15 protein-coding genes are annotated in these 13,512 nt (G+C 68.4%); 3 read left to right on the top strand and 12 right to left on the bottom strand.

Translation table 11 applies throughout. The annotated features are described in order from the left end of the window. Positions 1 to 124: 124 nt before the first annotated feature. On the bottom strand, positions 125 to 742 hold the full coding sequence (locus ASE13_RS12650) for a YbhB/YbcL family Raf kinase inhibitor-like protein (protein WP_056616256.1): 618 nt from the start codon (positions 740 to 742) through the stop codon (positions 125 to 127). Between the two features lie 115 nt (positions 743 to 857). Between ASE13_RS12650 and ASE13_RS12645 the strand changes: the two genes are divergently transcribed. Next, complete coding sequence (locus ASE13_RS12645) at positions 858 to 1,394, top strand: NADPH-dependent FMN reductase (RefSeq protein ID WP_056616254.1); 537 nt, start codon at positions 858 to 860, stop codon at positions 1,392 to 1,394. Positions 1,395 to 1,469: 75 nt separating this feature from the next. Further along, the gene (locus ASE13_RS12640) at positions 1,470 to 2,054 is read left to right on the top strand and encodes a response regulator transcription factor (protein ID WP_235536966.1); all 585 of its coding nucleotides are present in this window, start codon (positions 1,470 to 1,472) and stop codon (positions 2,052 to 2,054) included. A 177-nt stretch (positions 2,055 to 2,231) separates the two neighbouring features. On the opposite strand, the gene ASE13_RS12635 is transcribed toward ASE13_RS12640, so the two are convergent. Genes ASE13_RS12635 through argH form a run of 5 tightly spaced genes read right to left on the bottom strand, consistent with a single transcriptional unit; the run spans position 2,232 to position 6,821 of the window. Next, a complete protein-coding gene (locus ASE13_RS12635) occupies positions 2,232 to 3,185 on the bottom strand; it encodes a zinc transporter ZntB (RefSeq protein ID WP_056616251.1) in 954 nt (317 codons plus the stop codon). Then, a complete protein-coding gene (locus tag ASE13_RS12630) occupies positions 3,182 to 3,940 on the bottom strand; it encodes a bifunctional precorrin-2 dehydrogenase/sirohydrochlorin ferrochelatase (RefSeq protein WP_056616248.1) in 759 nt (252 codons plus the stop codon). The genes ASE13_RS12635 and ASE13_RS12630 overlap by 4 nt, the downstream gene beginning before the upstream one ends. Continuing rightward, complete coding sequence (gene lysA / locus ASE13_RS12625) at positions 3,937 to 5,196, bottom strand: diaminopimelate decarboxylase (RefSeq protein WP_056616244.1); 1,260 nt, start codon at positions 5,194 to 5,196, stop codon at positions 3,937 to 3,939. The genes ASE13_RS12630 and lysA overlap by 4 nt, the downstream gene beginning before the upstream one ends. A gap of 9 nt (positions 5,197 to 5,205) precedes the next feature. After that, a complete protein-coding gene (locus ASE13_RS12620; protein ID WP_056616241.1) occupies positions 5,206 to 5,445 on the bottom strand; it encodes a hypothetical protein in 240 nt (79 codons plus the stop codon). Continuing rightward, positions 5,442 to 6,821, bottom strand: a complete 1,380-nt coding sequence (argH, locus tag ASE13_RS12615; RefSeq protein WP_056616239.1) for an argininosuccinate lyase — start codon at positions 6,819 to 6,821, stop codon at positions 5,442 to 5,444. Before argH ends, ASE13_RS12620 begins: the two co-directional genes overlap by 4 nt. A gap of 16 nt (positions 6,822 to 6,837) precedes the next feature. On the opposite strand from argH, the gene ASE13_RS12610 reads away from it, so the two are divergent. After that, positions 6,838 to 7,398 carry a TlpA disulfide reductase family protein gene (locus tag ASE13_RS12610; protein WP_321164348.1) on the top strand — a complete coding sequence of 187 codons (561 nt, stop codon included), beginning with the start codon at positions 6,838 to 6,840 and terminating at the stop codon, positions 7,396 to 7,398. A 188-nt stretch (positions 7,399 to 7,586) separates the two neighbouring features. Here ASE13_RS12610 and ASE13_RS12605 read toward each other — a convergent pair whose 3' ends face one another. From ASE13_RS12605 to ASE13_RS12580, 6 genes are read right to left on the bottom strand one after another with little or no spacing between them, the layout of a single operon-like run. After that, complete coding sequence (locus ASE13_RS12605; RefSeq protein WP_056616233.1) at positions 7,587 to 8,462, bottom strand: RDD family protein; 876 nt, start codon at positions 8,460 to 8,462, stop codon at positions 7,587 to 7,589. Then, positions 8,455 to 9,450 (bottom strand): stage II sporulation protein M, encoded by a 996-nt coding sequence (locus ASE13_RS12600; protein WP_235536965.1) that lies wholly within the window; start codon positions 9,448 to 9,450, stop codon positions 8,455 to 8,457. The genes ASE13_RS12605 and ASE13_RS12600 overlap by 8 nt, the downstream gene beginning before the upstream one ends. Further along, complete coding sequence (locus ASE13_RS12595) at positions 9,447 to 10,721, bottom strand: DUF58 domain-containing protein (RefSeq protein ID WP_235536964.1); 1,275 nt, start codon at positions 10,719 to 10,721, stop codon at positions 9,447 to 9,449. Before ASE13_RS12595 ends, ASE13_RS12600 begins: the two co-directional genes overlap by 4 nt. A gap of 20 nt (positions 10,722 to 10,741) precedes the next feature. Then, positions 10,742 to 11,698 (bottom strand): AAA family ATPase, encoded by a 957-nt coding sequence (locus tag ASE13_RS12590; protein WP_056616227.1) that lies wholly within the window; start codon positions 11,696 to 11,698, stop codon positions 10,742 to 10,744. Then, complete coding sequence (locus ASE13_RS12585; protein WP_056616224.1) at positions 11,685 to 12,836, bottom strand: DUF4350 domain-containing protein; 1,152 nt, start codon at positions 12,834 to 12,836, stop codon at positions 11,685 to 11,687. Before ASE13_RS12585 ends, ASE13_RS12590 begins: the two co-directional genes overlap by 14 nt. Continuing rightward, positions 12,833 to 13,465 carry a hypothetical protein gene (locus tag ASE13_RS12580; RefSeq protein ID WP_056616223.1) on the bottom strand — a complete coding sequence of 211 codons (633 nt, stop codon included), beginning with the start codon at positions 13,463 to 13,465 and terminating at the stop codon, positions 12,833 to 12,835. Before ASE13_RS12580 ends, ASE13_RS12585 begins: the two co-directional genes overlap by 4 nt. Between the last annotated feature and the right edge of the window lie 47 nt (positions 13,466 to 13,512).

The raw sequence follows: 13,512 nt of genomic DNA, 5'->3' as shown, positions 1-13,512 counted from the left end.
TAAGGAAAGGCCGGGCTCGATGCCCGGCCTTTCCTTTTGTCGAGCCGCGGTGAAGGGCTCGCTGCGCTCGCACCCACCCCCTCCCTTGCAGGGAGGGGAGTTCCGCGCCGAATGCCGATACGGCCTATGTCGCAGCGACCGCACCGATCGGGCCGACCGGCGCCTCCTCGCCGCGCGAATAGGTGCCGGTGAGCACGCCCGCGGCCAGCACGCGGCCGGCCATCGCGCGGACGATCGCGCTGCGGCCGGGACTGTCGCCGACATCAGGGCCGGGCCCCAAAGCGAACAGCTGGAAGGCGTAATTGTGCGGGCCATGGCCGGTGGGCGGATCGGGCGGCAGCCACCCCTCGCCGAAGAAGCTGTTGCGGCCGACATCGGTGCCGCCGCGATCGCCGGCGCCATCGGCGCGGATTGCGCCTTCCTTCAGTTCGCCGTCCTCGGGCGGCAGGTCCCAGACCACGGCATGGACCAAGGGCTGCGGCGCGGGCGCGTCGGGATCCTCGACGATCAGTGCCAGGCGCTCGGTACCCTCGGGCACCCCCGTCCAGAACAAGGGCGGCGACACGCCCTCGCCATCGGCCGTGAACCGCTCGGGCAGGCGCGCACCGTTGGCGAAGGCCGGGCTGGCGAGATGCAGCGCCTCGAACGTGCCGAGCTCGCGCTGCGCGATCGCCAGCTTGCCGACCCCGGCGCGCAATCCCTTGAGCGCGCTTCCCAGCCAGTGCGGAACATGTTCGAGCATCGGGCCCTCCTGCGGATTGGAAGCGTGAACGACCGGACCGGCAAAACTATCCGGCCAAATCGCAGCGCCGTCACGATGCTGGCGCGGATCGTCCCTTTGAGCTAGCGGGATCGTCATGAGCGCACCCCATATCGTCGCCTTGGGCGGAACCTTGCGGGCCGAATCCACCACCGGGCGGCTGCTCGCGGCGGCGCTGGAGATCGCCGAGGCGCGCGGCGCGCGCACCACCCTGCTGACCGGCGACGACATCGCATTCCCGCATTACGAGCCCGGCAATGCCGACAGCCATGCCGCGATCGGCCGCTATCTCGCCGCGTTGCGTACCGCCGACGCAGTCATCGTCGGGTCGCCCGGCTATCACGGAACGCTGTCCGGACTGGTCAAGACCGCGCTCGATTATGTCGAGCAGTTGCGCGCCGACGAGCGCGTCTATTTCGACGGGCTTCCGGTGGGGCTGATCGCGACCGCGGCCGGCTGGCAGGCGGCGGTTTCGACGCTGCAGGCACTGCGCACCATCACCCATTCGCTGCGCGGCTGGCCGACTCCGATGGGACTGGCGATCAACACCGCCGAACCCGGCGACGCCATTGCCAAATGCAATCCGCAGATGGACGTCATGGTCGGCCAGATCTTCGACTTCCTGCGCCGATGATTTCGGATGCTTAACGTTTTCGTGAAGGCTTTGCGGCTAGTGTAGCGCTTTCGAACCGGGGGGTTTTGAGCGCGAATGGATCAGGCTTCGGCCCAGCGAATCGCGGGCGCGCGCCGCAAGGCGATGCGTACCGTCCTGGCGGCCGGGAGCTGCCGCACGAGCCTGAACGAGATCGCCCAGCGACTGGGCAATCTCGGTTATCTGGTCGTGCTGGGCGAATCCGCGCCGCAGGCCCTCGAACTCATCTCGGCGCGGGGCTTCGATCTCGCGCTGATCGACACGCTGTCGCCCGAAAACGCCGCCATCCACATGCTCAACGAAATCCGCGGCTCGCGTGACACCGCCGATCTGCCTGTGATCCTGCTGGGACATGCGGACCGCGTGATCGAGGCGTTCAACGCCGGCGCCGACGACTGGCTGGCCAAGCCATTCGCCTTCGACGTGCTGGCAGCCCGCATCGATCGGATCCTGGCACGGGCAGCGCGGATCGACGAACTCAAGCGCTCCAACCTGGCGCTCGACGCGCGCATCGCAGCGCGGGCGATCGAGCTGGGCGAGGCAAAGGCCGAGCTGGCCGTCGCGCGCACCGACCGTTCCCGGTTGATGGCCTCGATCCGCAGCCTGCACGACGCACTCGCCCTGCAAAGGAATGCGGCTTAGGTTGGGGCTCATATTCAGAATGCGTCACCCCCGCGGAAGCGGGGACCCATCTCCTGAGCGAACAGCAAAACACCGGCGCTCGTGGACAATGTCGGAGATGGGTCCCCGCTTTCGCGGGGATGACGAAGAGAGAGAACAGTCCGTTAGTTAAATCAACAGCTTGTATAGATTCTCAACCTACCGCTCGAACCAGTGCCGGCGGATGAAGTAGAAGGCGATCGCCACCGCCATCACCACGCACAGCCAGAACACCCCCCAGAACGCCCAAGGCTCGTGCGCATAGGGTATGCCGGCAACGTTCATGCCGAGCAGCCCGGTGATGAAGGTCAGCGGCAGGAACACCATTGCGGCTACTGCAACGATCAGCGAGCGCTGGTCGAGCTGCTCAGCGCGGAGATCGGTGAGCGTTTCGTGCGTGAGTGCCGCGCGTTCGCGGATGCTCTCCAGCTCCTCGGCCATGCGCGCGGCGCGATCGGCCGCCGACGAGAGATGGAGCCGATCGTCGTCGCCGAGCCAATCGCTTGGCATCGCGGCGAGCTTTTCGATCGCGGCACGCTGCGGATTGAGGAAACGGCGGAAACCGATCGCCTGGCTCCGCACGCGATTGACCGTGCGGCGGAGTTCGAACGCCTTGCCCGCGGAGATCTGTTCCTCGCAATCATCGAGCGAATCGCCGAGATCCGCGACTACGGGATCGAGCTCCTCGGTGATCGCCTGCGCCAACGCCGCGATCAGATCGCCCGGATCGAGGATCTTGCCCGTCTCGACCAGCTCGCGAACCGGATGGAGCGCATTCAACGCCTTGCGCGTGACCGAGAAGACGCAGCCGCCATGCGCGTAGATACGGATCGAGGCGAGGAGATCGGAGGTCGCGAGCTCTTCGGACGAAAGGCCTCGCAGATTGATCACCGCGCCCTCGCCTACCGAATCGCAGCGCGGACGGGTCTCGGCAGCGGTCAGCGCCTCGATGATATAAGGGGACAGCCCGGCCTCGCCGCCCAACCATAATTGTGCGCGCTCGTCATTGGTGGTGAGATGGATCCAGACCAGCCCGGCGCGGCGCCCGAGCGCCTGCTTGAGCGGCGGCGACTCGACCTTGCCGTCTTCGACCACATAAGCGAAGCCGCTCATGCTTCCATCTCCAGATAGATTGAGAGGCCCGGACCGGGATCGGCCGGGGGGCGATCGCAGGCGATGCGCGCGGCATCGGCGCGGGCGCGGTCGAGGATCGGCGACGGGACTTCGCTGCGATGGAAGACGCGGTCGGCCTGCGACAGCGCGCGCGCCTGGCGCAGCGACAGGTCGTCCGGGTCCGGCGATGCGAGCGTGAACCGCAACAGGCCGGCTTCTGTCGTGGCCGAGCCTTCGACCCAAGTCTCGACGGCATCGGCAGGATGATCGCGGAGAGGATCCAGCGGGCCCGCGAGCGCGGCACCCAATGCGCGACGGCGTTCGCCGATCTCGGACCAGCGGCCGCGGATCGCCGGTTTCGCCGCCTCCAGCGCACGGGCGAGGCCGCCGAGGCTTGCCGGCAGCACCGCCTCCAGCCGCTGCCGCAAAGCCGCCGCCAGCCCCGCCGAAACCCCGCCGGTGCCGATCGCCACGAGCACCGGATCGCGGTCGACGATCGCGGGCAAAGTGAAATCGCAGAGATCGGAGCGATCGACTGTGTTGACCAGCACGCCGCGAGCACGGAGGCGCGCGACGACGAGCCCGGGGTCTTCTGTAGCAACGATCGCAAGCGTCGCCTCGTCGGTCTCGCCTACAATCATAGCGCCCGCGCGTTCGAGCAGGCGGCGCTTGGCCTCCGCCGCCTCGCCCGCGCCGACCAGGATGACCGGCCGCCCCGCCAGCTTCACGAAGATCGGCAGGGCGGCGAGGCTCATTTCAGCCAGTCCGGAACATGCTCTTCGGCCATGATCGCCTCGGCCGAGATGCGGCCCGCGACGATCTCGAACCGGTCGCCCGAGACGAGCACTTCGGGGACGAGCGGGCGACTGTTATAAGTGCTCGCCATGGTGGCGCCATACGCGCCGGCGCTGCGGAAGATCGCGAGGTCGCCGGACTTCACGACGTCGATCTCGCGCCCCTTGGCGAAGACGTCGCTGCTCTCGCAGACCGGGCCCGCGACATTGGCGATCATCTTCTCGCCGGTGGGGCGCACCGCCGCGAAATCGTGCCAGGCATCGTACATCGCGACGCGCGCGAGATCGTTCATCGCGGCATCGACGATGACCCAGGGGTTGACCGCGCCCGGCTTGACCCAGAGCACTTCGGTCAGGAGCACGCCCGAATTGGCCGAGATCACCCGGCCCGGCTCGAACATCAATTCGACGTCCCAGCCGCGCGTGACCCGCTCGACCATCGCGCCGAATTCGGCGGGCGACGGCGGATTGTCGCCTTCGCGGTAGCGCACGCCCAGCCCGCCACCGAGATCGACATGCGTGATGGTATGGCCGGCGGCGCGCAGGTCTGCGACGAGCCTGCCGACGCGCTCGAACGCGCGCTCGAGCGGCGCGAGGCTCTGGAGCTGGCTGCCGATATGGACCGCGACGCCGCGCAGGTTCAGCCCGGGCAAAGGCGCGAGCCGATCGAAGATCGCCGGCGCCTCGTCGATCGGCAGGCCGAACTTGTTCTCGGCGCGGCCGGTGGAGATCTTCTCGTGCGTGCCGGCGTCGACATCGGGGTTAACCCGCAAGGTGGCGGGGGCGCGCAGCCCGCGCGCGGCGGCGAGCTGTGACAGCACCACGCCTTCTTCCTCGAGCTCGAGGTTGAACTGGCCGATGCCGACGCCGAGCGCTTGATCGAGCTCAATGCGGGTCTTGCCGACGCCCGAGAAGACGATGTCCTTCGCCGCCATGCCCGCCGCCAGCGCGCGGGCGAGTTCGCCGCCTGAGACGACATCGGCGCCGAAGCCTTCATTGGCGAGGAGCCGCAGCACCGCGAGATTGGGGTTGGCCTTGACCGCGAAGGCGAGATGCTTGCGCGCGATCCCGGCAAGACCGTCGCGGAACACCCGCGCATGGCGCTGGAAGGTCGCGGCGGAGTAGACATAAACGGGCGTGCCGACTTCGGCGGCAATGCGCGCGAGCGGCACGTTCTCGACGTGCAGTTCGCCGTCGATCAGATTGAAATGGTCCATGATTTTCCGTCAGTTGGGCGGCGGCAGATCGAACTTGTCGCTGCGCCTCTTGTCCGTGCTCTCGATCAGGTCGTCGCTTCGCGCGGGGCGGGTCTGCACCGGCGGCTTGAGCAGATCGTCGGGAGTCGGCGTCGCCGTGGCGCCGAACGGCGCCGGCGGCAGCGCCTGGCCCGGCGCGGGTTTGAGACCTTCGCGCGCGCCGCAGCCGGCCAGCGCAAGAAGTCCTCCCAAAACTAGCAGCCGCTTCATCGACCTTCCTCCTCGCGCGCCTTGCGGGCGGCGGCGATCGCCGCACGCACCCGCACCGGCGCGGTGCCGCCGAAACTCGTGCGGCTGTTGACCGACGCATCGACGCTGAGCACGCCATATACGCGATCGTCGATCCGCGCGTCGATTTCCTTGAGCGCATCGATCGATAACTGATCGAGCCTGGTGCCGGCCTGCTCGGCGGCGGCGACGGCGCGGCCGGTGATGTGGTGCGCCTCGCGGAACGGCACGCCGGCCTCGCGGACCAGCCAGTCGGCCAAATCGGTCGCGGTGGCGAACCCCGATTCGGCGAGGCCGCGCATGCGATCGGTGCGGAAGGTCGCGCTCTCGACCATGCCGGTCATCGCCGCGATGCAGAGGCCGAGCAGATCATGCGCCTCGAACACCGGCGGCTTGTCGTCCTGCATGTCCTTCGAATAGGCCAGCGGCAGGCCCTTCATCGTCATCATGAGGCTGACCAGGGCGCCGGTGATCCGCCCGCTATGCCCGCGCACCAATTCGGCGGCGTCGGGATTGCGCTTCTGCGGCATGATCGAGCTGCCGGTCGACCATTGATCGGATAGCTGCACGAAGCCGAAGGGCTGGCTCGCCCAGATCACGAACTCCTCGGCGAGCCGACTGAGATGCAGGCTGCACTGCGCCGCGGCGGTCAGGTATTCGATCGCGAAGTCGCGGTCGGAAACCGAATCGAGCGAGTTGCGGGTGGGGCCCTCGAAGCCGAGCGCGGCGGCGGTCGCGTCGCGATCGAGCGGAAAGCCGGTGCCGGCGAGCGCGGCGGAGCCAAGCGGGCACAGGTTCATCCGCGCCCGCGCGTCCCTGAGCCGCGAGCGATCGCGCGCGAACATCTCGAAATAGGCCATCAGATGGTGGCCGAGCGTCACCGGCTGCGCGCTCTGGAGATGGGTGAAGCCGGGCATCACACTCTCGGCGTGCTCCTCGGCACGCGCGAGCAATGCGTCCTGCAAGCCCCCCAGCGCCGCCTCGGCCTGGTCGATCGCGTCGCGCACCCAGAGGCGGAAATCGGTCGCCACCTGGTCATTGCGCGAGCGTGCGGTATGGAGCCTGCCCGCGGACGGCCCGATCCGGTCGGCCAGCCGCGCCTCGGCGAGCATGTGGATGTCTTCGAGCGCGAGATCGTCGGGCACGCCCTCGGCTTCGAACTCGGCGGCGACCTGCGCGAGTCCCTCGGCGATGCGCGCCGCATCCTCGGCCGAGACGATGCCCTGCTTGCCCAGCATCGCGGCGTGCGCCTGCGATCCGCGGATATCCTGCCGCCACATTCGCTTGTCGAAGGGAATCGAGGCGTTTATCTCACGCATCACCGCGGACGGGCCTTCGGCGAAGCGCCCACCCCACATGGCATTGGAGCTGTCCTTGCGCCCAACGATTGCGCTTCTCCTTCTCGCAGCGAGCCTGATCGGCGGCTGCGATAGGCAATCCGGGCAGCCGCAGCAAGCGAACGCCACGAATGTCGCCGCCGAAGCCGCGCCGGCGGCACTCGACAAGATCGATCGCAGCCACAAAGGCGAGGCCGCGCCGAGCTTCGCCTTCGCCGATCAAAAGGGCAGGAAGGCCACGCTCGCCGACTTCCGCGGCAAGCCGGTGCTGCTCAATCTCTGGGCGACCTGGTGCGCGCCGTGCGTGAAGGAAATGCCGACGCTCGACGCGCTGGCGGTGCGCGAAGGCGACAAGCTTCAGGTGCTGACGGTGAGCCAGGATTTCGAAGCGGCCAAGGTCGCGCCCTTCTTCGAGAAGGCGAAGTTCCGGAAGCTGCAGCCATGGCACGACCCCGAGACTGCGTTCAGCCTCCAGCTCGGCGTCAATCTGCCCACGACGATCCTCTACGATTCGAGCGGTCGCGAGGTCTGGCGAAGGCAGGGGGATACCGACTGGACCGGCGACGCGGCGGCGAAGCTGATCGGGGAAGCGGGGTGAGTCCTGGGTTGAGAACTTATACAAGCTGTTGATCTGGCTGACGTATCCATTCCCATTTTTGTCATCCCCGCGAAAGCGGGGACCCATCTCCCACGGTATCCACGAGCGCACCGGTGCATTTGCCTCTCGTTCGGGAGATGGGCCCCCGCTTTCGCGGGGGTGACGCGTTTTGAATATGAGTCTTCAACCTAAGCGGCTTCGTGCTTGTCGCGCCGTCGCTTGCCGAACAGCATGCCGCGCTCCAGCCGCGTGCAGAGCGCCGCATAATAAGCGCGCAGGAACGCCAGCTCGTCGCCATCGGGGCCGATCCAGCCGATCCGCGTCCGGATCGTGCGGGCGACGACGATCATCGCGAGCTCGTCCTGTCGGCGCAGCACTTCCTCGAGCTTCTGGAGCTCGAATTCGCCATAAGCGGCGAGCTGCTGATCAGTGAACACATAGCGATCGAGCGCCTCATGGCCGACCACGCTGGTGCCGAGCTTCCGCCGCGGGAGGCGCACCACCCAGGTGCCGGCGATCAGATCACCGACGCGCATGTGATCGCGATTGAATAGCGGGAAGAGCAGGAAGCAGCCGCTCCACAATAGCCCCGCGGCCGACATCGCGAAGTCCGCGAGGCCCTGGCTGCTCTCATAAGCGAGGAAGGAAAGCGGCAGGAAGAATTCGAGCTCGCGCATCGCGTTGCGCGCCACGACCGCGTGTCCCGAAAGGCGGCGCCCGTCGCGCGAGACCACGCGCAACTTCAGGACGCGCTTGCCGATCGTCGCCGAGCGCGTGCCGAGTTCGAACGCCGTGAAATAGAAATTGCGCAGGACGAAGAAGCCGAGCAGCCAGATCGCCGCGACTGCCTGGAGCGCGACCGGCCCGCTGCTCGCGGCGCCGATGACCATGAAGATCGCGACGAGCGTGAATACCACCAACACGGCGGCGATGATCAGCAGGTCGAGCACGAAGGCCCCCGCGCGTTCGCCGACGCTGCCGAGATGCAGGCCCAGATCGACGCCTTCGGGCGTCACGAATTCGCGCAGGTCGCTCCTGGCGGCACGGGCGGGGCGGTCAGCCATTCGCGTCCTCGCGAACCGGCATGACGTAGAAATACAGGAGCCAGCCGAACAATGCGACGCCGCCGATCGCGGCGCGCGCGGCGTCGCTCTGGACCACCTGGCGGCCGACGCCTTCGAGCAGGCCGGCGACGCCGAGCATCACCACCACGCCCAGCATCGCGATCGCCGCGGTGCGGCCCGCGGAGACCGCGGCGTCGCCGCGTGACGCCCGCCCGGGAAAGGCGACCGCCATACCGATGTGAAGCCCCGCGGCGCCGGCCAGCGCGATCGCGAACAACTCGGTCGTGCCATGGATCGAGAGCCAGGCGATCGCCTGAAGCCCGAGCCCCTTGGAGACGTGGATCGCGAGGAAGGCGCCGAGGATGCAGCCATTGTAGAGCAGCAGCAGCACCGTCGGCACGCCGAACGCGAAGCCCAATGCGAAGCACATCAGCGAGATCTGGGCATTATGGGTGAACAGCAACGTCGCGAACAAGGCGAGCGGCCCCTCCGAATGATAGAGGACCGCGCGCAGTTCCTCCGGCGAAGCCTGAGGCCCGCGCCCGCCCGCCAGATCCTCGGGAACGATCGCGTAGAACCAGGCCGGATCGCGGAGCACCATCAGATAGGCGGCGAGCGCACCGACGAGCATCAGCGACACCGCCACCAAAGTCTCGCGCCCGATGGAGCGGATCGCCCTGGGCCAGGCATGGGCGAAAAAGTCGCTGATCCGGTGCCACAAAGGCGGCTGGACGCCGTAAAGGATGAAATAGGCGCGCGTCGCCAGCGATTCGAGATAGGCGACCAGATCCTTATCGAGCGACGTCTCGCGCGCGGCCGAGAGCGACGACAAGGTCGCGCGATAGAGCACCGGCAGCTCGAACAGATCCTCGTCGCTGAGCGACGGCGCGCGGCCGCGCTCGACCCGATCGATCAGCGCTTCGAGCCGATCCCAATCGTGCTCGCGCGCGGCGCGAAAACGACCGCTGCTCAGGTCCGACGCGCTCACAGCAGATTCCTTCGCTTGAAATCGAGATATTGGCGCACCAGCGCCGGGCCGACCGCGTCGTGCGCCGCTTCGAGCACGTGGATACCGAGATGGCGCAGCCGCGACACCACGAGCCGGCGCTCGCGCAGCATCGCCGCGGCGGCAACCGCGCGCGATACGTCGTCGACCTCGTGCGGCTCGGCAGCGGCGATCGCCTCCAGCTCGGCGTCTTCGAGTACCACGAACAGCACGAGATGCCGCTTCATCAGGTTCGCGGCGGCGCGGATCATCATCTCGGCGCCCGCCTGATCGGTGAATTCGGTGAAGACGATCACGAGCGAGCGCCGCGTCAGATCCCCGGCGAGCGTGGCCAGCGCGAGCGTGAAATTGGTCTCGGCGGTGCTGTAGTCGAGCTCGCCGGCGAGCCGCTGCATCAGCGGGAAGGCACGCGTTCCCGAAACCGTGCCCGATGCGATGCGCGGCTTGGAATCGAACCCGAACAGGCCGACGCGGTCGCCGAGCTTGAGCGCCGAATAGGCCGCGAGCAGAGCCGCGCTGATCGCCCGGTCGATCCGCGGGAGCCCGGCGACCGGCTCGCACATCGCGCGTCCCGCATCGATCGCGAACACCACCTGGTTATTGCGCTCGATGCGATTCTCACGCGCGAGCAGCTTGAGATGGCGGGCGCTCTGGTTCCAGTCGATCGTGCGCCGCTCCATGCCCGAGCGCCACTCGGCCAGCGCATCGAACTCGCTGCCTTCGCCGCGATCGATCCGCATCATCTCGCCGACCTGCGCGTCGCGCAGCAGCATCGCCGCCGCGGCGCGCACCGGCCGTATATCGGGCGTGATCACGATTCTGCGATCGAGCGCTTCGACACGCTGGCGCCAGACGAGCCCGAGCGGCCCGGTCCAGCGCAACCATAATTGCCGAAGCCCGTCCGTTCCCCGCCGGACGGGCGTGAAGGCGATCAGGGCGGTCCGCTCGTCGGGGGCGAGACGGACACGTTCGTCGGCGAGCGGGACGAGACGCGGCCCGGTGGCGATCGCGAATTCGAGCGCGAGCGGCGCGTTCCCGTGGCGATCGACCGTGATCTCGACTACCAACGGCGCGCCGATCTCGACGGCGCCCGGGAACTCGAGCTGGAAATGGGGCGACGCCCGGGTGAACAGCGCATCGAGCCCGACCAGCGTGAGCGCGAGCGGCACCCAGACCAGCCCGACGAACCACAAATGCGGAACGAGCACGCCGAGCAGCAATGCGAGCGGCGCGCCGGCGGCCAGCAGCAGCACGCTTCGCCGCGTCGGGCGTATCAACGCGGCGCCTCGACCTGCTCGACCAGAGCCGCAACCACGGCATCGACCGAGCGCCCGTCGATCTCCGCCGCGGGAGACAGCAGCACACGGTGCCGCAGCGCCGCCGGGGCGAGGCGCTTCACATCGTCGGGCAGGACGAAATCGCGGCCGTCGAGCGCAGCATAAGCGCGTGCGGCAGCGGCAAGCGTCGCGGCGGCGCGCGGCGACGCGCCGAGCTGGAGATCGCCGGTATTGCGCGTCGCGCGGACGAGGCGGACGACATAGTCGACGATCTCGTCGGCGAGCCGATTGACCGAGACGGCATCGGCGGCGGCGCGGATCGCCGCGGCATCGGCGACGCGCGTCACGCCCCAATCCTCGGGATGCGGCGTGCCGAAGCGATTGCCCATCGCCGCGACCATCCGCCGCTCTTCCTCGTCCGAAGGATAGCCGACGACATATTTGAACAGGAAGCGATCGAGCTGCGCTTCGGGGAGCGGATAGACGCCCTGATTCTCGATCGGGTTCTGCGTGGCGACGACCATGAAGCGATCGCTCAGCCGATGGTCGATGCCGTCGATCGTGACGGTGCGCTCCTGCATCGCCTCGAGCAACGCCGCCTGCGTCTTGGGCGGAGTGCGGTTGATCTCGTCGGCGAGCAGCAGCTCGGTGAAGATCGGCCCCTGGGTGAGCGTGAAGGACGAGGTCTGGAAGTTGAACAGGTTCGAGCCGAGAATGTCGCCCGGGAGCAGGTCGGGCGTGAACTGGATTCGGCCGTAATCGAGCCCGGCGGCGCGCGCGAAGCATTGCGCGAGGAAGGTCTTGGCGGTGCCGGGTGGCCCTTCGAGCAGGATATGGCCCGAGGCGAACAACGCGACGAGCATCAGTTCGACGGCATCGTCCATGCCGACCACCGCCTTGCCCACTTCGCCGCGGATCGTTTGGCCGAGCGCCTTCACTTCATCGATGTTCACGCGTCACGGTCCTCTTCCACTGATAGAGATCGCGCGCTGCATCGAGCAGGCGACGCGTGTCGGGGGCATCGGCGGCGCGGGCCGCCAGGTGCGAAAAGGGCTCGGCGGCGGGATCGAGCCGATCGAGATAACGGTCGAGCGCGTCGCCGCTCAGCCCGGCCGGCGCGCCGGTGCTCGCCGCCGCCGCCTCGCGCACCAGAGCCGCATAGCGTTCGCCGGTCCGGTGGCGCCGCCGCGCGAGGCGGAGCAGGGCCGCGCCGTTGTCGGCCAGCGCGCGCTTGCCGAACGCCAGGCCGCGTTCCGGCAAGGCGGTCGGCCCGAAGCGCAGCATCGCGTGCCAGCCGGCGAGCAGCGCCGCGACCAGCACGCACAGAGTGAGCGGCAGGAACGGCGCCTCGAAAGCGAGCTTGAGCAGGTTGGGATTGCGGCCGAAGCCGTGGAGCGTGAGATCGAAGGCGACTCCGCCGCCCGCACCAATCTCGTCGAGGATGTCCATCGCGCGCTCGGCGCCTTCGCGCGTGGCGAGGCCCTGATTGTCGAACAGATCGGGATCCGCGACGATCGTGAGCAGGCTGTCCTCTACGGTAGCCGCGAGCGGGGCGCCGTCGGGCGCCGCGTAGATCGTTTCGAGGCCGGCGCCCGAGATCGTGCGAAAGGCCTGTTTAGGCGACGAACCCACCGTAACCGCTCTCGCCTCGGAGAGCGGCAGCGCCGCCAAGCTCTCGGGAATGGTGCCGGTGGTGCGCACCCAATTGGGCTTGCGCGGAAGCGGGACGGCGATCCATTTGGGCAGGATCACCAATGTCGGCAGCCCTTCCCCTTCGCGCCGATCGAGGATGGCCTTGACCGCCGCTGGCTTGGTCCCGGGGCCGGGAGTCAGCACCAGTAGGACATCGTCGCCCAGATCGGCCTCGCGCCGCACCATGCGCACGTCGCCGCGCGTCTGCTTGACCAGATCGGCCAGCCCGGCGAACCCGATTGCCGAGGTCGACAGCGCGTGCGTGCCGCCATTCTGCGCCGGCCGCAATTCGTCGGCATACGCGAACAGCAGCAGGAACGAGACGAAGCCCACGATCGCCAATGCGACGAGGACGAGCACCGCGCGCACCGTGAACGCCGGGGCCGATGCACCGCTCATTTCCAGGATCCCGGCAGCGCGAACGCCCCATAGGCCGCGCGTGCCTCTTCCCAATCGCCGCGCGCGAGGCTGCGCCCGCCGAACAGGCTCCGCTCGACCGGCGTGGCGAGCGCGACGAAGGCGGCGCGGACGCGCTCGGGCAGCCCCGCCAGCGCGCCGATCTCGCGGCTGGTCAGCGCGGGACGCAGCAGCCGCGGGCGATTGCGCGCGATATCCTCGAGGCCACGGTGCAGCAGCAGCCGCGCGGCTTCCTCGTAGCGCCCCTCGGCGGCCATCGCGTCGGCTTCGGCGAGCAGCGCGCGCGCCACCTTTTCCTCGGGCCGCCATGCGGCGACTTCGCTCTCCGGCACGGCGCTCGCGTCCCCCTGGCCGCGCCGGCGCAGCAGGCTCCGCACGATCAGCCACAGGATCGTCGCGGCGCCGAGCGCGACCAATGTCCAGAAGATCCATCCCATATATGGGCCGAGCGGCTCGAGCGTCCGCGCGAGCCAGCGCAGCCAGGGCGGTATTTCAGTCGGCTTGGCGGCGGGCAGCTCGAACTGGATATCGGTTCGCGCGCGCAGCTTCGCATGCGCCGCCGCGATCGATTCCGTCGCGGATCCTTCCGCCGTTGCCTTGACTGCCCCCACGATGCGGAGGCTAACCGATCCTCCCGGACGTGAAAAGCCATTCAGGC

It is taken from the genome of Sphingomonas sp. Root241, from assembly GCF_001428865.1.
Lineage (GTDB): Bacteria > Pseudomonadota > Alphaproteobacteria > Sphingomonadales > Sphingomonadaceae > Sphingomonas.
The sequence above is the reverse complement of the archived record's forward strand: the minus strand, read 5'-3'. Positions and strand labels throughout refer to the sequence as shown.